The following is an 18,708-nucleotide window of genomic DNA, read 5'->3' on the forward strand; positions in this document are numbered from 1 at the left end:
CATGAGCCCGGCCGCGCGTCCGTCCCGGTGGCTGCCGGGGCGGCGCGGGCGCGCCACCCTGCTGCTGCTCGCCGCCGCCGCGGTCCTGCTTCTCGCGCTGCGCCTCTGCTCGCCCCCGCCGCTGTCGGCAGGGGTGCCCCTGTCTACCGCGGTGCTCGACCGCGAGGGGCGGCTGCTGCGCCTCACCCTCGCCGCCGACCAGCGCTACCGCCTCTGGCTGCCGCTCGAGCAGTTCCCGCCGGTGCTGGTCGAGGCCGTGCTGCTGCACGAGGACCAGCATTTCTTCCGCCATCCCGGGGTGAACCCGGTCAGCCTGCTGCGGGCGGCATCCAGCACCTATGGCGGCGGACCGCGCATCGGCGGCTCCACCCTCACCATGCAGCTCGCGCGCCTGCGCTGGCGGCTCGATACCCGCAGCGTGCCTGGCAAGCTGGTGCAGATCGCGCGCGCGCTCCAGCTCGAGGCGATGTACTCCAAGCGCGAGATCCTCGAGGCCTACCTCAATCTCGCCCCCTACGGCGGCAACGTGGAGGGCGCCGGCACCGCCGCCCGTCTCTACTTCGACAAGCCGGTGGCGGCGCTCAGCCTGCCCGAAGCACTGGCGCTCGCGGTGATGCCCCAGGCCCCGGGCCCGCGTGGCCGCTTCGTGGAGGATGGCCGCGGCTTCGTCACCCTCGGGCCGGGGCTGCAGGCCGCGCGGCAGCGGCTCTACGGGCGCTGGGCGGCCCGCCACGGTGAAGACCCGGCGCTGCGTGCCCGGCTGGCCCTGCCCCTGCGCCTGCGTTCCCTGCGCCACCTGCCCTTCGCCGCCCCGCATTTCGTCGATCGCGTGCTGGCCCAGCAGGCCCTGCACGGGCCGCGGCCGGCCGAGCTGCCCACCCTGCTCGACCGCCGGCTGCAGGCCCTGGTGGAGCGTCGCGTGCAGCTGCACCTGCAACGCGAGGCGGCACGCGGCATCGACAACGCCGCCGTGCTGGTGGTGGACAGCCGCGACATGGGGGTGGTGGCCCTGCTCGGCTCGGCCGACTTCCACGATGCCCGCATCGCCGGCCAGGTGAACGGCACCGCGGCCCTGCGCTCTCCGGGCTCCACCCTCAAGCCTTTCCTCTACGCGCTCGCCATCGACCAGGGCCTGCTGCATCCCGCTACCGTGCTGCGCGACGTGCCGAGCGCCTTCGGCGCCTACACGCCGGAGAACCACGATGGCCGGTTCGCCGGGCCGCTCACCGCCACCGAGGCGCTGAACCGCAGCCGCAACATTCCGGCGGTGACGGTGGCGGCGCGGCTTGGCCGCCCCGACCTCCACGATCTGCTGCGCGAGGCCGGGGTGCGCCGCCTGCGCAGCCGCGAGCATTACGGTCTCGCCCTGGTGCTGGGCGGCGGCGAGATCAGCGCCGAGGATTCGGCCCGGCTCTACGCCATGCTGGCCAACGACGGCCGGCTGCGGCCACTGCGGTTCCGCGCCGCCGACGAGGCCGGGCCGGGCAGCACCCTGCTCAGCCCCGAGGCCGCGTTCATCACCCTCGACATGTTGCGGCGCCACCCGCGGCCCGGAGCCGCCACCGCCAGCGAGCTCTCGCGCTGGCCGGTGGCCTGGAAGACCGGCACCAGCTGGGGCTTCCGCGATGCCTGGACCGCCGGAGTGGTGGGGCCCTATGTGCTGGTGGTCTGGCTGGGCCATTTCGATGGCCGCAGCAACCCGGCCCTGATCGGCGTGGAGACTGCCGCGCCGCTGTTCTTCGCCATCGCCGATGCGATGCGTGCCGCCGGCTACGCGGTCGCCCCGCAGCCCAGCCGGGCCCGGCGCCTTGCGCGGGTGCCGGTATGCCTGGCGAGCGGCGACCTGCCGAATGCCTGGTGCCCGCAGCGCGGCGAAACCTGGTTCATCCCCGGCGTCTCGCCGATCCGGGTGAGCACGGTGCATCGCCCGGTGCAGTTCGACCGTGCCAGCGGGCGGGTGGTATGCGGGCCCTTCGACCCCGCCACCATGCGTCGCGAGGTCTACGAGTTCTGGCCCAGCGATCTTGCCCGCGTCTTCGCCCAGGCCGGGCTGCCGCGCCGGCGTCCCCCGCCGGGCGCGGACTGCGCGGGGGCCGCCGAATGGCTGGGCAGCCCGCCACGCATCACCCAGCCCTACCGCGCCACCCGCTACCGCGTCCGCTTCGATGGCCACGCGCAGGCGGGCATCCCGCTGGCCGCCACCACCGATGCCGATGCCCGTCGCATCTACTGGTTCGCCGACGGAGCCTTCATCGGCGAGGCCGGCAGCGGGCAGGTCCTGGCCTGGCAGCCGGTCCGGGCCGGGCAGATCCGCCTGCGGGTGGTGGACGAGCACGGCCGCAGCGACGAGCGCGAGGTGGTGGTGGAGGCGGAGTAGCCGGTGTCCTGGGCTGTCGACGGACATTGCGGCACGGTCGGCTAGACTGGATGCGTCTTTCCGGGAGCCGGCCCCGTGCGTCATGCCAGCCATGTCTATTCGGATGCGGCAGGGCTTGCAGAATGGCTGCGCTCGCCGTGGCTGGGCGATGCCGTCCGCGGTGCCAGCGCGGTGCTGGTGCAGGTGTATGCGGCGGATGCCGATGATCCGGCCTTGCGCACGGTCCTCCAGCAGCTGCGCGAAGCCCTTCCCGGCGCCGCTATCGTCGGTGCGAGCACCGTCGGCGAGCTGGCGGATGGCTGCACGCTGACGGAGCGCATCGTCATCGGCCTTAGCACCTTCGAGTCGACCACCGTCCAGGGGGTGGTGCTTCCGGTACAGCCCGGGATGGAGGCGGTGGCGGCGTCCGAGGCCGCCTGCCGCGTGCTGGCCGGTGGCGGCGGCGTGCGTGCCGCGCTGTACGTGGCCAAGCGCGAGGGGCGCAACCGCGTGCAGGCCGAGACGGGCTGAGAGCCGGCCTGTCGAGGCCGGCTGAACGCCCGGCGCCGTCTTCACGCCGGCCCACGGCCGGAGGAGTGCAATGGAGGGGTGCGGCCCCGTCTGCCGGCCGCGCGGGGAGTCCGCCATGAACGCCGCCCATGCCTTTCTTGCCAGCCTGCTGTTCGTCGCTCCGCTATCCGCCCAGCCCATGCCCCCCGTGGCTGCCGAGGCCGGGCCGCCATCCCGCCTGGACGAGGCCCGCGAGCGCAGCGCCGAAGCGCCTGCCGAGCGCATGCCCCGCCGCTGCCTGCGCTACCAGCAGCAGGTGGACGAGGTGAAGATGCAGCGCATCGGCGCGGCGGCGGCGCAGCGCGGGGTCGGGGTGGTGTGGATCAATCCGCCGACGCGCCGGGTCTGCGTGAGCTGGGCCTGAGCCTGCCTCAACGCTCGGAGTGCCCGGCCTCGAACCAGTCCCGGCGCTGGAACAGGCCCGGCTTGATGAGATCCACGAAGGCGCGCGCGGGGGCCGACAGGGTCTTGCCCTTGCGCACCAGCACGCCATAGCTGCGCGAGGGGAAGTACTCGCGCAGGGGCTTGGCGACGAGCCGCCCGCGGTCGGCGTCGGTGAGGCAGAGCGCGGAGACGATGGCGATGCCCAGGCCCTGCGCCACGTACTGCTTGATCACCTCCCAGCCGCCCACCTCGATCGCCACCCGGTAGGGCACGCGGCGCTGCTCGAAGGCGGTGGTGACCATGCGCCAGGTGGAGAGCTGCTTTGGCGGCAGGATCAGGCCGTGCGGCGAGAGGTCTTCCAGCGTCGGCTTCGCCTTCTTCGCCAGCGGATGCCCGGGGGCGGTGATCAGCATGGCGTCGAAGCGCTGCAGCGGGGCGTAGTCGATGTCGTTCGGCACCTCCCACATCGCCCCCACCGCGAAGTCCACCTCATCAGCGCGCAGCTTCTCCAGCCCGGCGCGGCCGGTGACGCTGTGCAGGTGCACGCGCACCTCCGGACGCTGGGCGCGGAAGGCGGCCAGCGGCGCGGGCAGCAGGTGCAGCAGGGTGGAACTGCCGGCGGCGATGTTCACCTCGCCGCCGTCCAGGCCCTGCTGGCTGTCGCGGAAGGCCTCGTCCAGGCCCTCGAAGCCCTCCAGCAGGGGCCGGGCGAGGTCGTAGAGCACCTGCCCCTCGCGGGTGAGCGAGAGGCGGCGGCCCACCCGCTCCAGCAGGGGCACGCCGTAGTGGCTCTCCAGGGCCTTGAGCTGCAGCGAGACCGCCGGCTGGCTCAGGAACAGGGCCTCGGCGGCCCGCGAGACGGAGCCCAGGCGGGCCACCTGGCAGAAGGCCTGGAGCGGCTTGAGGCGGCTGCCCTTGTAGTAGAAGCGGCCGGACTCCGGCTTGGATGCCGGCGTTTGGCGGCGTTTTCTCGGCGTGTTGGCCATGTTTTCAACATATCATTTGGAAATCTGATGCATCGTATCCAAAGATTTGCTTTGTAAAAGCAGTCTCCGGAATCCAGCGTGGGGGCACCTCCCAGGAGCGAGCCGCCATGTCTGCCACTGCCACCGCCAGCCTCCCCCCCTCGGCCACCAGCCCGGCCCGCGTTCCGGCCGAGGGCTTCCGCCGGGTCGGTCGCCCGGTGCCCGGCGAGGAGGCCCTGCTTCCTCCGGCCCTGCAGGCCCTGCTCACCGACCTGCACCGCCTGTTCGAGCCGGCCCGCCGCCAGCGCCTCGCCGCCCGCCAGGCCCGCCAGGCGGCCTTCGATGCCGGCGAGCTGCCGGACTTCCGCGCCGATACCCGGGCCATCCGCGAAGGCGGCTGGACGGTGGCGCCGATCCCGGCGGCGCTGCGCGACCGCCGGGTGGAGATCACCGGGCCGGTCGATCCGAAGATGGTGATCAATGCCCTGAACTCGGGGGCCAACTGCTTCATGGCCGACTTCGAGGACAGCAACGCGCCCAGCTTCGCCAACCAGATCGCCGGCCAGCGCGCCCTACGCGACGCGGTGGACGGCATCCTCGCCTACGTGGCGCCCGATACCGGCAAGCGCTACGCCCTCGACCCCGCCAGCAAGACCGTGCTGATCGTGCGCCCGCGCGGCTGGCATCTCGACGAGGCGCACGTCACCGTCGATGGCCAGCCGATGTCGGGCGCGCTGTTCGACCTCGCCACCTTCGCCTTCCACAATGCCCGCACGCTCGCCTGGCGCGACCGCGGCCCCTACTTCTACCTGCCGAAGCTGGAGTGCATGGAGGAGGCGCAGCTCTGGGAGGAGGTGCTGGCCTTCCTCGAGATGCGGCTCAACCTCGACATCGGCACGATGAAGGTGACGGTGCTGATCGAGACCCTGCCCGCGGTCTTCGAGATGGACGAGATCCTGCACGCCCTGCGCGGCCGCATCGTCGGGCTCAACTGCGGGCGCTGGGACTACATCTTCAGCTACCTCAAGACCCTGCGCCGCCACCGCGACCGGGTGCTGCCGGAGCGCGGCCAGGTGACGATGTCGCAGCCCTTCCTCAAGGCCTATTCCGAGCTGCTGATCCAGACCTGCCATCGCCGCGGCGCCCATGCCATGGGCGGCATGGCAGCGCAGATCCCGATCAAGGGCGACGAGGAGGCCAACGCCCGTGCGATGGAGCGGGTGCGCGCCGACAAGCTGCGCGAGGTCATGGCCGGGCACGACGGTACCTGGGTGGCGCATCCGGCCCTGATCCCGGTGGCCCGGGAGGTGTTCGACGCCCACATGCCCACGCCGCACCAGCAGCACGTGAAGCGCGAGGACGTGCGCGTCACCCGCGAGGACCTGCTGAAGCCCTGCCTCGGCACCATCACCCGCGCCGGCTTCGACAACAACGTCGAGGTCTGCGTGCGCTATCTGGCGGCCTGGCTGGCCGGCAACGGCTGCGTGCCGATCCACCACCTGATGGAGGATGCCGCCACCGCCGAGATCAGCCGCGCCCAGCTCTGGCAGTGGCTGCACTACCCGGCCATCGCCGCCCGCGGCGGCGTGGCCGCCGAGCCCCTGGCGCTGGACGACGGCACGCCGGTGGACTGGGCGCTGTTCGAGCGCGCCCTGCTCAACCTGCCGGCCAGGCTCGGCGACCGCCGTGCCCTGCCGGGCGGCGAGCGCATCGACGAGGCCATCGCCCTGCTCGACCGCCTCACCCATGCCGACGAGCTCGAGCCCTTCCTCACCACCGTCGCCTATCCCTCGCTCATCGCGGACGAGCTGCGCCCGGCCTGAGCCGCGTCCTTCGCGCGTGATCCTCGCGCCCCCTCTTTCCTTTCTGCTCGCTCCACTCCCCATTTCCTCCGTTCTTGCTCCACCCCACGTTACCTGCCCAAGGACCTCCGCCATGAACCGTCTCCCCACCGCCGAAGACATCGCCCGCGACTGGGCCACCAATCCCCGCTGGAAGGGCATCACCCGCAACTACCGCGCCGAGGACGTGGTGCGCCTGCGCGGCACCGTGCCGGTCGAGCACAGCCTGGCCCGGCTCGGTGCGGAGAAACTCTGGCGCTATCTGCACACCGAAGACTTCGTCAACGCGCTCGGCGCGCTCACCGGCAACCAGGCCATGCAGCAGGTCAAGGCCGGCCTGAAGGCCATCTACCTCTCCGGCTGGCAGGTGGCGGCCGATGCCAACCTCGCCGGCGAGATGTACCCCGACCAGTCGCTCTATCCGGCCAACTCGGTGCCGCAGGTGGTGAAGCGCATCAACAACACCCTGCTGCGCGCCGACCAGATCCAGCATGCGGAAGGGCAGGGCGACATCGACTTCCTACAGCCGATCGTGGCCGATGCCGAGGCCGGCTTCGGCGGCGTGCTCAACGCCTTCGAGCTGATGAAGGCGATGATCGAAGCCGGGGCGGCCGGCGTGCACTTCGAAGACCAGCTCGCCTCGGTGAAGAAGTGCGGCCACATGGGCGGCAAGGTGCTGGTGCCCACCCGCGAGGCGATCGAGAAGCTCAATGCCGCGCGCCTCGCCGCCGACGTGCTGGGCGTGCCCACCCTGATCGTCGCCCGCACCGATGCCGAGGCGGCCGACCTGCTCACCTCCGACATCGACGACAACGACAAGCCCTTCTGCACCGGCGAGCGCACCGTGGAGGGCTTTTTCCGCACCCGCCCCGGCGCCGAGCAGGCGATCAGCCGGGGGCTTGCCTACGCGCCCTACGCCGACCTCGTGTGGTGCGAGACCGGCAAGCCCGACCTCGCTTTTGCCAGGCGCTTTGCCGAGGCCATCCATGCGAAGTACCCGGGCAAGCTGCTGGCCTACAACTGCTCGCCGTCCTTCAACTGGAAGAAGAACCTCGACGACGCCACCATCGCGAAGTTCCAGAAGGAACTGGGCGCCATGGGCTACAAGTTCCAGTTCATCACCCTGGCCGGCTTCCACAGCCTCAACTACGGCATGTTCGAGCTGGCCCATGGCTATGCCCGCCGGCAGATGAGCGCCTTCGTCGAGCTGCAGGAGAAGGAGTTCGCCGCCGCCGAGCGCGGTTTCACCGCGGTGAAGCACCAGCGCGAGGTGGGCACCGGCTACTTCGATGCGGTGACCCAGGTGATCCAGGCCGGGCAGAGCTCGACCACGGCGATGAAGGGCAGCACCGAGGAAGAGCAGTTCCACGGCGACAAGGCCGCGGTCGCCGCCTGAGCGTCCGGTTCCCTCCAGGGCCGGAAACGGGAACGGGCCCCGCGGGGCCCGTTCTCGTTGCTGCTTCGGGGAGTGCCTGCCGGATCAGCGCAGGCGCTCGTTCATGACGGAGCCGCGCTTCACCGCGGTCCGGCTGGCCGGGACCGCCTCGATGCCGATCTTGCCGCGGTTCAGCGCCGGGGTGACGGTGAGGTTCACGCGCACCGTGGCGCTGGGCCGGGCGGGATCGTTGCTGGAAAGGCAGACAAAGCCGCTGTAGTCGCCCGGGGCGAGGCCAGTGGTGTTCACGGTGAAGCTCACCGTGGCCGGCTGCCCGGCGCTGGCCCGGCCCGAGGCCGGGGCGAGGCCGGAGATCCAGGGCGCGCCGCAGCCCACGGTGCCGCTCATGGTGTAGGCAAGCCCGGCCGGGGCGCCGGTCGGCGTGGTCCACACATTGTTCGGCGCCGGGTTGCCCGGGATGATCGTGCGCGGCGGGGTGCCGTTGCCCTGCGAGGAGAAGAACCAGGCGAAGCGGTTGGCGAAGGGCGCGTTCACCTGCACCACCAGCCAGTAGCGGCCCGGAGCAAGGTTGAGGCTCTGGCCCGCGGCGGCGAGGTTGAGGCGCAGCACGCCGCCGGTGGTGCTGATGCCGGGCGAGTTCGCCGCGGCCGAGTAGCGCCACACGGCGGCATTCGGCGAGGTCTGCGGGTTGCCCGCCGGCACGCCGCCGGCATCGGCGAACACCGACCAGCCGATCACCGTGGTCGGGGTGATCACGCCGGTGCCGAGCACGAAGCCATCGTTGCTGATCGAGCTGATCGCGGTGGCCTGGGTCACCACGAAGTCATCCGCCGCGAACTGCCCGGTGTTGAGGTCCGGATAGAAGCCGGTGGCATAACCGCTGGTGGCGCCGGCGCTGCTCTGGGCCACGATGGCGCCGGTGCCGGTGCCGGTGCTGCGGGTGCCGAAGTCCACCGGGTTGCTGTTGCTCCACACCGTGAAGCTGGCGCTGCGGCTGCTGTTGGCCGGCACGCTGAGGCTGATGGTCTCGGTGCTCAGGTTGAGCTCCGGCGGCCGCACGGCCACGGCCACCGGCAGGCGCAGGGTGGGCGATCGGCTGCTGGCATCGCTGCCGGTGGAGGTCAGGGTGAGGGTGCCGAAGCGGTAACTGCCGTCGGTGGGCTGGCCGCTGGTGTTCACCGTGATGGTGAGGGTGACGGTGCCGAAGGGCGCCACCGTGAACACCGGGGTGTCGATGCTGCCGCTCACCCCGGAGAGCGTGGCGCTGAAGGTCTGGAAGGTGGCGCGGGTGCTGCGGAAGGTGCGGGTGAAGGTGCAGCTGGTGGCGCTGCAGCCGCGGTTGGCGAGGCTGGGCAGGTTGAGCGCGGCCACGTCGCCGCCGGCCGCCGGATTGGCGGCGAGGTAGCGGTCGCGGGTCTCGTCCAGCACCAGGCCGGCCTTGGCCGCCTGGTCCACCTGCACGCGACCGGCACCGGCCTGGAAGGGCGTGGCCACGGCGCCGGTCTCGTTCAGCACGCCCTGGGTGGCGGTCATCATCAGCGCCGACTTGATCTCGGCCGGGCTCCAGTTCGGGAAGATCTGCCGCAGCAGGGCGGCGGCACCGGCCACCTGCGGGGTGGCCATCGAGGTGCCCGAGAGCAGGCCGATGGCCTCGGCGCAGGCCGTGCTGGTCCACTGCGCGGGGTTGGCGCAGCCGATCGGCTCGAGAATGTTCACGCCATGGCCGGTGATGTCCGGCTTCATCACCGAGAACGGCGCCGGACCGCGTGAACTGAAGGCGGCGAGTTGGTCCCGGGTATTGCCGACGCGGGTGGCCGGGAAGGGGATGCTGGCCTGCGGCGCGCTGCCGAGCAGGCCGTGCAGGGCCACGCCTTCCGCCTGCGCCATGCCGAACACCGGCACCGTGGCGCCGGGCACCGAGGGGGCGATGCCGCCGGTGGTGTTGTTGACGATGATCACCGCGCGGGCGCCGGCGGCGGCGGCATTGGCGGCCTTCTCGCTGAAGGCGCAGGTGCCGCGGCGGACCAGGGCGATGCGGTTGGTGAACAGGCCCGGGGCGAAGCCGCCGCTCGCGGTGCAGCCATCGGCGGCGCCGGTGAAGCCCGGGCCGGCGGCCAGCGGGCTTGCCGGGATGGTGGCGCCGAGCTCGACGCCGCCGCTGCCGGCGTTCATCACGATCTGCTGCAGGTTGGCCGGCACGCCGGCGCCAGAGACGTTCAGCGTGAACTCGTAGCCGGCGCGGCCCGACTGTGCCGCCGCCACCGTGGTCACCCAGGGCTGGTGGTGGCCGCTGGTGGAGGGGTTAGGACCGCTGTTGCCGGCCGCCGCGGACACGAAGATGCCGGCATCGGCGGCGGCCAGGAAGGCCTGCGAGATCGCCTCCGACCAGGGCTGGGTGCCGCCGCCGATCGAGTAGTTGATCACGTCCACGCCGTCGGCGATGGCCTGGTTGATCGAGGCGAGCGTCGAGACGTTCGGGCACAGGCCCTGGCCGGTGGAGGTGTTGGTGTAACAGGCGTCGTAGGCGATGACGTTGGCCCGCGGGGCGATGCCCGAGATCGTCATGCGGGCGCCGCGGAAGCTCACGCTGCGCTGGTTGCCGGCGGTGGTGCCGGCGGTGTGGGTGCCGTGGTTGTTGCTGTCGCCGAAGCCCGGCTCCTCGCCGATGTTGGCCTGGCCGCAGAGGTTGGCCGGGGCGCCGCAGACGAAGTCGTAGCCGCCGATCAGCTTGTCGTTGCAGCGGCCGGCATCGACGCCGCCGGGGGCGCAGGTGCCGAGGTAGTTGCCGGGCCCGCGCGGGTTGACGAAGCGGTAGCCGGTCTCCGGCTCGACGCCGGCGAAGGAGGGGCTGGCGAAGTTGATGCCCGAGTCGATGATGCCGACCACCACGCCCTCGCCATGGGCGCGGCGGTTGTAGACCGAGACCTCGCTGCGCTCGCGGCCGACGAAGGCGGCGCGGTGGATGCCGGTGCCGTCGGCCCAGACGGTGGGCGCGCCGATCACGCCCGGCGCCACCTCGTCGTCCAGCGCGAACTCGGTGTAGGGCTCGACCAGGGCCACGTTCGGGTCATTGAGGAAGGCCGCCGCCTCGGCCGGCGAGAGCTCGGCCACGATGCCGTTGAAGGCATGCTGCATGCGGTGGGTCACGGTGAAGTCGCGGCCCACGGCGCGCTTGAGCAGGGCCTCGCGGTCGCGCTGGGTGGCCTCCAGGCGCTTGGCGTAGCTCGCCATCTCGCCATCGAGGTCGCGGGCCATCTTGCCGCGCAGCGGCGGCTGCGGGCCGCGCTGCAGTTCCGCCTTGTGGGTGATGGCCGGCGCCTCGCGGAAGCCGATGATGTAGGGCAGCCGCCCGGTCTGCTCGAAGGCCTTGAGGGCCGGGGACTCCACGCTGGCCACCGCGCCGTGTTTCAGGGTCGGCGCCTGTGCCGTCGCCGTCCCCACCATCATCACCAGGGCCGCCGTGATGGCGACCGAGACACCGTTCCGCTGCATGCCACGCATTACCAGACTCCCGCAAAACCGTTCGGACAGGGGCCGAGCCGCCCGCCGCCGGCAGGGCCGGCGGACACGGGCGTCAGGGCGGAGGGCAGGGCCGGTGCCGGGGCACCGGGCCTGTGTGACTGTGTAACGTGAACCGCGGCTGACCGCAAGCGCCCTAGGGGCGCAGCCGGCGGCGCAGGGCATCGCGGCAGCGCAGCAACCAGCGCTGCAGGCGGCCCAGGGAATCGGCATGGAAGACGATGCCGATCTCCACCGCGCGGTTGCCGCGCACCTTGCGCGCCACCAGGGTGGCGCCGCCGAGGGCGATGCGGTCGCCGACATGGACTTCGTTCTCGAAGCGGGCGTCGAACATTTCCGCCGCGGTATGCACGGCGTAGCGCGGCGGGATCGGCAGGTCGTAGAAGGCGGCGAGCTCGCCGAGCGGCACGTCGCCGGGCAGGGAAAAGGCGCCGAAGGCCTCGTGCTCGGCCTCCTTCGCCTCCTGCCCCTCGGCGAACAGCCAGTCCAGGCGGTAGACCTCGCCGGGTGGCGCGAGGAAATAGGCGGTGTCGCCGGCACGCAGTGCCCCGGCCTCGTTCGGCAGCAGGATGGCCTCCTCGCGCACCACCATCGCCGGCCGCGCCCAGCCCGGCAGCTCGGCGTTCTTCGACAGCACCGCGCTGCGCGGCCGCACGTGGTAGCCCACCAGCTCGTACTCCAGCTGGCCGGGCAGGTCGAGCTCGATGCGCCGGGTGGCGGTCTCGCGCCGCGGCAGCGCCACCCGGAACAGCCGGGCCGCCGGCTTCAGCGTCCAGCCCTGCACCAGCAGGGAGGTCACCACCACCACGAAGGCCACGTTGAAGTAGAGCTCGGCATTGGGCAGCTGCATCAGCAGGGGCAGCGAGGCGAGGAAGATGCCCACCGCGCCACGCAGGCCCACCCAGCCGATGAAGCCGATCTCCATCCGGCGGAAGCGGAAGGGCGCGAGGCAGAGCGCCACCGCCAGCGGGCGGCCGAGCAGCATCAGGCTGGCGGCGAGGCCGAGCGCCGGCAGCAGGTGCCCCAGCAGGGCCGAGGGCACGGCGAGCATGCCGAGCAGCAGGAACATCACGCCCTGCGCCAGCCAGGTGGCGGCATGCTGCACAGCGGTGACGTTGGCGATGGCGCGCACCGGGCGCTGGCCCACGGTGAGCCCGGCCACGTAGACGGCGAGGAAGCCGCTGCCGCCGAGCATGTTGGTGGCGGCGAACACCGCGATCGCCCCGGCCAGGGCCAGCAGCGGGTGCAGGCCGTCGAGCTCCAGCCGGTTGAGCCCGGTGGCGATCAGCCGCCCGCCGATCCAGCCCAGCAGGCCGCCCAGGCCCAGCTGCACGAACAGGGAGGAGAGCATGGCCCCGAGGCCCACCGCCTCCTCGCCGAGGGCGAGCCAGGAGCAGAACAGCATGGTGAGAAAGACCGCCATCGGGTCGTTGCTGCCCGACTCCACCTCCAGCACGCCATGCACCCGCTTCGGCAGGGTGATGCCAGCGCTGCGCAGCAGGAAGAACACCGCCGCCGCATCGGTGGAGGCCAGCACGGCGCCCAGCAGCAGGGCCTCCAGTGCCGGCAGGCCGAACAGCAGGTGCGCCGCCCCGGCGGTGATGCCGGCGGTGAGCGCCACGCCCAGGGTGGCGAGCAGCAGGGAGGGAGCGATGGCGCTGCGGATCGGCGCGAGGCGGGTGTGCAGGCCGCCATCGAAGAGGATGATCGACAGGGCCAGCGCGCCGATGGCATAGGCCAGGCCCGGGTGCACCGTGAGTCCGAAGCCCTCCGGGCCGAGCAGGGCGCCAAAGCCGAGGAAGACGAGAAGCAGGGGGGCGCCGAAGCGGCGGGCGACGAGGCTGGACCCGATGCCGAGCAGTGCCACGAGCGCGATGCCGAGCAGCCAGGTATCAGTCCGTTCCAGCCACTCCATGCCTTGCCATGCCCGCACCCGAGAGAGATGGCCCGAGTGTAGCCGCTGGCAGCGCGGCGGTTTCGCAGGACACGCCGGTGCTGCGGAAGGCCAGCGCCTCGGCGATCTGCGGTGGTTCGATCGCCGCGGCGTCGGCGAGGTCGGCCAGCGTGCGCGCCACCCGCAGCACGCGGTGGGTGGTGCGGGCGGAGAGCCGCAGGCGCTCGGCGGCCCGTTCCAGCAGGGCGAGGGCGGCGGAGCTGGCCCGGCAATGGCGCTCGAGCTCGCCCGGCGCGAGATGGGCGTTCGGCCTGCCCTGGCGCGCCATCTGCCGGGCGCGTGCCGCCTGCACCCGGGCCCGCACCGTGGCGCTGTCTTCGGCCATGGCATCGCGCCGCACCAGCTGCGCGGCCGGCACCCGCGGCAAGTGCACGTGCAGGTCGATGCGGTCGAGCAGGGGTCCGCTCACCCGCGCCTGGTAGCGGGCGATGGCCTCGGCCGGGCAGGCGCAGCGCCCTGAAGGGTCGCCGGCCCAGCCGCAGGGGCAGGGGTTCATGGCCGTGACCAGCAGGGGGCGGGCCGGGAACTCGGCCTGCGCGGCGGCGCGGGCGATCTCGACCCGGCCCGATTCCAGCGGTTCGCGCAGGGCCTCCAGGCTGGCGCGCGGCCATTCCGGCAACTCGTCGAGGAAGAGCACGCCGTGGTGGGCCAGCGAGAGCTCGCCCGGCCGCGGCAGGCCACCACCGCCCACCAGGGCCACGGCGCTCGCCCCGTGCATCGGGGCGCGGAAGGGCCGCTGCCGCGGCCAGCCCCCGGCCTCGCGCAGGGGCGCGGCCAGGCTGCGCACCACCGCCAGCTCCAGTGCTTCCTCCTCGCTGAGGGGCGGTAGCAGGCCGGGCAGGCAGCGTGCCAGCAGGGTCTTGCCGCAGCCCGGCGGCCCCACGAGGCGCAGCGCATGGGCACCGGCGGCGGCGATTTCCAGCGCCCGCTTGCCCTGCGCCTGCCCGATGACTGCGGCCAGATCGGGGTCGGGCGCCGGCGGCGCGCCCGCCCCGGCGGCGGGATGGCTGGTCGCCTGGCGCGGCAGCCGGTGCTCGCCGCGCAGGTGCGCCACCACCTGGGCCAGGGTGCGGGCCCCGAACACCGACGCGTCATGGGCGCAGGCGGCATCGGCGGCGTTCTCTTCGGGCAGGATCACGGCCCGCCCGGCCCGGGCCGCGGCGATGGCCGCCGGCAGAGCGCCGCTGAAGGGCCGCAGCGCCCCGGAGAGCGAAAGCTCGCCATAGCACTCGATGTCGCGCAGCGCGCCTTCCGGCACCTGCCCGGCCGCGGCCAGCAGGCCCACCGCCATCGGCAGGTCGAAGCGCGCGCCATCCTTCGGCAGCTCGGCCGGGGCGAGGTTCACCGTGATGCGCTTGCTCGGCAGCTCGAAGCCGCTGGCCTGCAGGGCAGCCCGCAGGCGCTCGCGCGATTCGCGGGCGGCGCTGCCGGAGAGGCCAGCCAGCGTGATCGAGGGCAGGCCGCCGGCCATGAACACCTCGACCCGCACTTCCGGCGCGCGCACGCCGCAGCGTGCACGGCTGTGCACCAGGGAAAGCGACATGGTCGCGCCCTCAGTGGCGCGCGGCGTCGTTGCTGCGGCCTTCGGCCTCGAGCGCGGCCACCGCGCGCTCCAGCGCTTCCAGTTTCTCGCGGGTGCGGCGCAGCACCAGCTGCTGCACTTCGAACTCCTCGCGGGTCACGAGGTCGAGGCGGGCCAGGCCCGCCTGCAGCACCGCGCGCATGTTCTTCTCGATGTCGGCGCGGGCCGCATCCAGCCCGGGCGGCACCAGCTCGCCGAGGCGGCGGGCGAGCTCGTCGATGGCCTTGAGGTCGATCATCGGGAAGGGTCCGTGTGGGGGAGGCCAGCATCGCGCCCGGCGCCCGCGCCGGCTGTCGGAGGAACGCCCGCCCTGCCGTCGGCAGGTGGCGGCCCCGGAGCGGGGGCCAGTATCAAAGCACAGGCGCGGTGACGTAGACAATCGAGCCGTGTCTGGTGTCCTCGCCTTGGGGATTTCCACCACAAGGGGATACGCACATGCACGGGGAAGCTCGAGGCACGGCCATGCCTGGCCGGAAGAGGGCGGCGCTGGCCGCGGGGGGAGGGGCTTTGCTGGCGGCCGGGACGGCCAGCGCCGGAGAGGCCACGCTGTCGGCGGGCGATACCGCCTGGATGCTGGTGGCCACGGCGCTCGTCCTCTTGATGACCCTGCCGGGCCTGGCGCTGTTCTATGCCGGCATGGTGCGGGCGAAGAACGTGCTCTCGGTGATGATGCAGTGCTTCGCCATCGCCGGTCTCATCACCGTGCTATGGGTGCTCTACGGCTATTCGCTGGCCTTCGACACCACCGGCATGGAGGCAGGCGTGGTCAACCTCGCCAGCTTCATCGGCGGCCTGGACAAGGTCTTTCTGAACGGCGTGACGCGGGACAGCCTCGTTTCGGCCATCCCGGAGAGCCTGTTCGTCACCTTCCAGATGACCTTCGCCATCATCACGCCGGCGCTCATCGTCGGCGCCTTCGCCGAACGCATGCGTTTCGCGGCCCTGCTGGTGTTCACGGTGCTCTGGTTCACCTTCGCCTACCTGCCGGTGGCGCACATGACCTGGGCCGGCGACGGCGGCCTGTTCTGGGACTGGGGCGTGCTCGACTTCGCCGGCGGCACCGTGGTGCACATCAATGCCGGCGTGGCGGGCCTGGTGGCGGCCATCGTGCTCGGCCCGCGCAAGGGCTGGCCGGGCACGGCCATGCCGCCGCACCACCTCGGCTACACCCTCATCGGCGCCGGCCTGCTCTGGGTGGGCTGGTTCGGCTTCAATGCCGGCAGCGCGGTGGCGGCCGACGGCAATGCCGCCATGGCCATGCTGGTGACCCAGGTGGCCACCGCCGCCGCGGCCCTCGGCTGGATCGCCGCCGAATGGATCGTGCACGGCAAGCCCTCGGTGCTGGGCATCGCCTCCGGCGTGATCGCCGGCCTCGTGGCCATCACTCCGGCGGCCGGCGTGGTGGGCCCGATGGGGGCGCTGGCCATTGGCACGGTATCCGGCGTGCTCTGCTTCTTCGCCGCCACCCGGCTGAAGCGCCTGTTCGGCTACGACGATTCGCTCGACGTGTTCGGCGTGCACGGCGTGGGCGGCATCATCGGCGCCCTGCTCACCGGCGTGTTCGCGGCCAGCCAGTTCGGCGGTTCCGGCCTGGCCGAGGGCGTCAGCATCGGCCAGCAGGTGGGCAAGCAGGCCCTGGCGGTGGGCATCACGGTGGTCTGGTCGGCGCTGGTGGCCTTCCTCGCCCTGAAGATCGCCGGCCTGTTCGGCGGCCTGCGCGCCAGCGCGGAAGAAGAACAGGAAGGCCTCGACCTCGCCCTGCATGGCGAGAGCGGCTACAACCTCTGACCCCAAGGCCATGGCGCGGGGCTTGCCCGCGCCGTAGGCTTCGCACCGCATCCGAACGAGGACGATCCCATGAAAATGGTCACGGCCATCATCAAGCCCTTCAAGCTCGACGACGTGCGCGAGGCGCTGTCCGAGGTGGGGGTTACCGGCATCACCGCCACCGAGGTCAAGGGCTTCGGCCGGCAGAAGGGCCACACCGAGCTGTACCGCGGCGCCGAGTACGTGGTCGACTTCCTGCCGAAGATCAAGCTGGAAGTCGCGGTCACCAACGACCAGGTCGAGCGCGTGGTCGAGGCCATCGCCGGTGCCGCCAACAGCGGCAAGATCGGCGACGGCAAGATCTTCGTCTACGACCTCGAGCGCGTGATGCGCATCCGCACCGGGGAACTGGACGGCGACGCGCTGTAGGGGCTTGACGGGGATCTTCGGGGGGGTAGCGTCTGCATGCTGCTTTGCAGCATACCCCCCTTTCCTCCCGCAAAAAATCCCCCCAATGAATCGAATCGGATTGATCCGTCTTCTGGTTGCTGGTGCTGCTTTAAGCGTCCTGCCTCATGAAGCCTCGGCCTGTGGGAACATGCCGTACGGCATCGATGACCCGATGACGTTACGACTCATCGCCGAAGAGCAAATCCATGTCGCTGATCCCTCGCACAATGTGGGCGTGTACCACTGGGATGAATCGCTTCAACGGCATGTGCTGGTTGCGAGCTACTTCGATGCCGATCTGCTGTTTTCTCCGCCGGAGCCGCAACCCGGTGATGTGGTGGAGTACATCGGGGATGATGACAACGAGAGGCTGAGCAATTGCCAGCCGCCCACCCTTCCGCCTGTCACGGTGACCACATCACTTCCATCGAGGGCGTTCCTTGGAAAAGCCTTTGTCCGGGTTCTGAGTTTCGGGGGTCTTGGGGGGGGAGGGCGCGGGTGACGTCGAGCCTAGGTGCGCCTGTGCCGGATAATCCTGCGAATGATGAAACTGCGACATGCTTGTCTGATGTGGGATCTAGGCAAATGCATGCACACAGGGATGTCGCGCCTTATGCCGCAGCACGGTGGCTGGCAGGGCGGCCTATTGGGTGAGGTGAGCTGGTTCGCGTAACCTATGACGATGGTGGTACCGAGCTTTGGCGGGCAGTCGGAGGGCCGCCTACCGCGACGGCATGGTCGATTCATCCTGTCCCTGTAAGCGGATCTCTCAAATGTCCGTGACGGCCAGGAGAAAAAAGCGCGTTCTGTTAGTGGCGCTGGTCGCTCTGCCAGCGAGCGCACTCTTGTTTTTTGCGTTGCCTGCATGGCATGAGCGCTCGATCAGTAAGGTGGTCATCCCAGCCGAGACTTCGACAAGGGTTCATCAGGCATCCAGTGAGGGTGTGGCTCCGGTGTGGGATCCTGTTGGTCGCTCGGAAAATGCAACAGCCCTCCAGGGCTTCGACCGTGCGGCTGATCTCCATTCAGTGGCGGAGCATGCGCTGGCCCTTTACGGGAGCAACTCTCGGGAGTATCTCGCTGTCGTAGGCCGGATAAGGACGGCTTGTGAGGCTGCCCGTAATGTTGGGAGGGATCCCATAGATAAGTTTGGCATCCCCACTCCTTCAAGTGATGCAGCAGTGCTGCTGTTGGAGCGGTGCCATCGTTGGATTCAGTCTGCCAGCTCGCTTCCTGAGCCAACCTTTCAAGGCTCTGAGTTGATGGCGCGCGCCCTTGTCTCACTCGCGTCGTCAGATTCTGGCGTTGGTGCGCTTTCCCCTGATTCACCGGTAGTAGCAGAGGCCATCAGCCTGATCGCCAAAGGACAATCTGCCTCGGAGTTTCTTGATGCCCTGTTTATCTGGTTCGACGCACACCCTACTGTCAGAGACGGTTTGATGACGCGGAACCGGCTTGACGACGAGGGACTCGGGGTTGCGATCACGCTTGGCTCACGTCTTCTGGAGTGCGAGATCGCAACTGCTTGTGGCCCGCGCTCTTTTGCCACCTTGGAACTGTGTGTCCAGGTAGGGTGACCTGAGACGGATCATGTAGCCACTTCGATGGTGAGTTCTCTACCCTTATCAAGGCAAGGAGAACCCATGAAGAAGCGCTTCACTGAAGAGCAGGTCATCACGATCCTGCGAGAGGCCGAGGCCGGCGCGATGCCGATCAAAGCCCTGTGCAAGAAGCACAACATCACCGAGCAGACGTTCTTCCGCTGGCGGAACAAGTACGGCGGGATGGACGTGCCTGACGCCCGGCGGCTGAAAGACCTCGAAGCCGAGAACGCCAAGCTCAAGCGGATGGTCGCCGAGCAGCTCTTGGTCATCGACGGGATGAAGGAGATCGTCCGAAAAAAATGATCTCCCCGTCGGCGCGG

General features: G+C 70.8%; 13 protein-coding genes and 2 pseudogenes. 10 read left to right on the forward strand and 5 right to left on the reverse strand.

From position 1 onward, the window contains the following. Nucleotide 1 precedes the first annotated feature (1 nt). The 3 genes from pbpC (at nt 2) to G408_RS0110860 (ending at nt 3,290) form a co-directional block, all read left to right on the forward strand. Nucleotides 2–2,377: a penicillin-binding protein 1C gene (gene pbpC / locus G408_RS0110850; protein WP_037412943.1), complete on the forward strand. Its 2,376-nt coding sequence runs from the start codon at nt 2–4 to the stop codon at nt 2,375–2,377. A 75-nt stretch (nt 2,378–2,452) separates the two neighbouring features. After that, a complete protein-coding gene (locus G408_RS0110855) occupies nt 2,453–2,887 on the forward strand; it encodes an FIST N-terminal domain-containing protein (RefSeq protein ID WP_028771102.1) in 435 nt (144 codons plus the stop codon). Nucleotides 2,888–3,002: 115 nt separating this feature from the next. Then, a complete protein-coding gene (locus tag G408_RS0110860; protein WP_028771103.1) occupies nt 3,003–3,290 on the forward strand; it encodes a hypothetical protein in 288 nt (95 codons plus the stop codon). A 7-nt stretch (nt 3,291–3,297) separates the two neighbouring features. Here the strand turns inward: G408_RS0110860 and G408_RS0110865 are convergent, their stop codons facing one another. Further along, nucleotides 3,298–4,296, reverse strand: a complete 999-nt coding sequence (locus G408_RS0110865; RefSeq protein WP_028771104.1) for a LysR family transcriptional regulator — start codon at nt 4,294–4,296, stop codon at nt 3,298–3,300. 107 nt (nt 4,297–4,403) lie between these two features. Here G408_RS0110865 and aceB point away from each other — a divergent pair, with 107 nt between their 5' ends. Together aceB and aceA are read left to right on the forward strand one after the other, a co-directional pair. Then, on the forward strand, nt 4,404–6,098 hold the full coding sequence (gene aceB / locus G408_RS0110870; protein WP_028771105.1) for a malate synthase A: 1,695 nt from the start codon (nt 4,404–4,406) through the stop codon (nt 6,096–6,098). 112 nt (nt 6,099–6,210) lie between these two features. Further along, complete coding sequence (gene aceA, locus G408_RS0110875; RefSeq protein WP_028771106.1) at nt 6,211–7,512, forward strand: isocitrate lyase; 1,302 nt, start codon at nt 6,211–6,213, stop codon at nt 7,510–7,512. Nucleotides 7,513–9,024: 1,512 nt separating this feature from the next. Here the strand turns inward: aceA and G408_RS15740 are convergent. From G408_RS15740 to ubiK, 4 genes and pseudogenes are all read right to left on the reverse strand, one after another. Next, nucleotides 9,025–11,004, reverse strand: a pseudogene (locus G408_RS15740) (S8 family serine peptidase); the annotation flags it as partial. Nucleotides 11,005–11,167: 163 nt separating this feature from the next. Further along, complete coding sequence (locus tag G408_RS14430) at nt 11,168–12,946, reverse strand: potassium/proton antiporter (protein ID WP_051282910.1); 1,779 nt, start codon at nt 12,944–12,946, stop codon at nt 11,168–11,170. Further along, complete coding sequence (locus G408_RS14435) at nt 12,924–14,528, reverse strand: YifB family Mg chelatase-like AAA ATPase (RefSeq protein WP_084628223.1); 1,605 nt, start codon at nt 14,526–14,528, stop codon at nt 12,924–12,926. Before G408_RS14435 ends, G408_RS14430 begins: the two co-directional genes overlap by 23 nt. Before the next feature lie 10 nt (nt 14,529–14,538). Then, complete coding sequence (gene ubiK / locus G408_RS0110895) at nt 14,539–14,805, reverse strand: ubiquinone biosynthesis accessory factor UbiK (protein ID WP_028771107.1); 267 nt, start codon at nt 14,803–14,805, stop codon at nt 14,539–14,541. 224 nt (nt 14,806–15,029) lie between these two features. Here ubiK and G408_RS0110900 point away from each other — a divergent pair, with 224 nt between their 5' ends. The 5 genes and pseudogenes from G408_RS0110900 to G408_RS0110915 all read left to right on the forward strand — a co-directional run. Further along, complete coding sequence (locus G408_RS0110900; RefSeq protein WP_028771108.1) at nt 15,030–16,355, forward strand: ammonium transporter; 1,326 nt, start codon at nt 15,030–15,032, stop codon at nt 16,353–16,355. A gap of 69 nt (nt 16,356–16,424) precedes the next feature. After that, nucleotides 16,425–16,763 carry a P-II family nitrogen regulator gene (locus G408_RS0110905; protein ID WP_028771109.1) on the forward strand — a complete coding sequence of 113 codons (339 nt, stop codon included), beginning with the start codon at nt 16,425–16,427 and terminating at the stop codon, nt 16,761–16,763. A gap of 85 nt (nt 16,764–16,848) precedes the next feature. Continuing rightward, the gene (locus G408_RS15355) at nt 16,849–17,286 is read left to right on the forward strand and encodes a hypothetical protein (protein ID WP_211226670.1); all 438 of its coding nucleotides are present in this window, start codon (nt 16,849–16,851) and stop codon (nt 17,284–17,286) included. Between the two features lie 271 nt (nt 17,287–17,557). Next, on the forward strand, nt 17,558–18,361 hold the full coding sequence (locus tag G408_RS15360) for a hypothetical protein (RefSeq protein ID WP_156890134.1): 804 nt from the start codon (nt 17,558–17,560) through the stop codon (nt 18,359–18,361). Between the two features lie 66 nt (nt 18,362–18,427). Further along, nucleotides 18,428–18,688 (forward strand): annotated as a pseudogene (locus tag G408_RS0110915) (transposase); the annotation flags it as partial. Between the last annotated feature and the right edge of the window lie 20 nt (nt 18,689–18,708).

Origin of the sequence: Silanimonas lenta DSM 16282 (genome assembly GCF_000429065.1) — a bacterium.
Classification (GTDB): Bacteria; Pseudomonadota; Gammaproteobacteria; order Xanthomonadales; family Xanthomonadaceae; genus Silanimonas; species Silanimonas lenta.

What these genes read in the sequence shown, in the direction of transcription:
- G408_RS14435 (WP_084628223.1), bottom strand. Translation starts at nt 14,528, where the DNA reads ATGTCGCTTTCCCTGGTGCACAGCCGTGCACGCTGCGGCGTGCGCGCG.
- G408_RS0110900 (WP_028771108.1), top strand. Translation starts at nt 15,030, where the DNA reads ATGCCTGGCCGGAAGAGGGCGGCGCTGGCCGCGGGGGGAGGGGCTTTG.
- G408_RS0110865 (WP_028771104.1), bottom strand. Translation starts at nt 4,296, where the DNA reads ATGGCCAACACGCCGAGAAAACGCCGCCAAACGCCGGCATCCAAGCCG.
- aceA (WP_028771106.1), top strand. Translation starts at nt 6,211, where the DNA reads ATGAACCGTCTCCCCACCGCCGAAGACATCGCCCGCGACTGGGCCACC.
- aceB (WP_028771105.1), top strand. Translation starts at nt 4,404, where the DNA reads ATGTCTGCCACTGCCACCGCCAGCCTCCCCCCCTCGGCCACCAGCCCG.
- G408_RS15360 (WP_156890134.1), top strand. Translation starts at nt 17,558, where the DNA reads ATGTCCGTGACGGCCAGGAGAAAAAAGCGCGTTCTGTTAGTGGCGCTG.
- G408_RS0110860 (WP_028771103.1), top strand. Translation starts at nt 3,003, where the DNA reads ATGAACGCCGCCCATGCCTTTCTTGCCAGCCTGCTGTTCGTCGCTCCG.
- G408_RS15355 (WP_211226670.1), top strand. Translation starts at nt 16,849, where the DNA reads ATGAATCGAATCGGATTGATCCGTCTTCTGGTTGCTGGTGCTGCTTTA.
- G408_RS0110905 (WP_028771109.1), top strand. Translation starts at nt 16,425, where the DNA reads ATGAAAATGGTCACGGCCATCATCAAGCCCTTCAAGCTCGACGACGTG.
- pbpC (WP_037412943.1), top strand. Translation starts at nt 2, where the DNA reads ATGAGCCCGGCCGCGCGTCCGTCCCGGTGGCTGCCGGGGCGGCGCGGG.
- ubiK (WP_028771107.1), bottom strand. Translation starts at nt 14,805, where the DNA reads ATGATCGACCTCAAGGCCATCGACGAGCTCGCCCGCCGCCTCGGCGAG.
- G408_RS14430 (WP_051282910.1), bottom strand. Translation starts at nt 12,946, where the DNA reads ATGGAGTGGCTGGAACGGACTGATACCTGGCTGCTCGGCATCGCGCTC.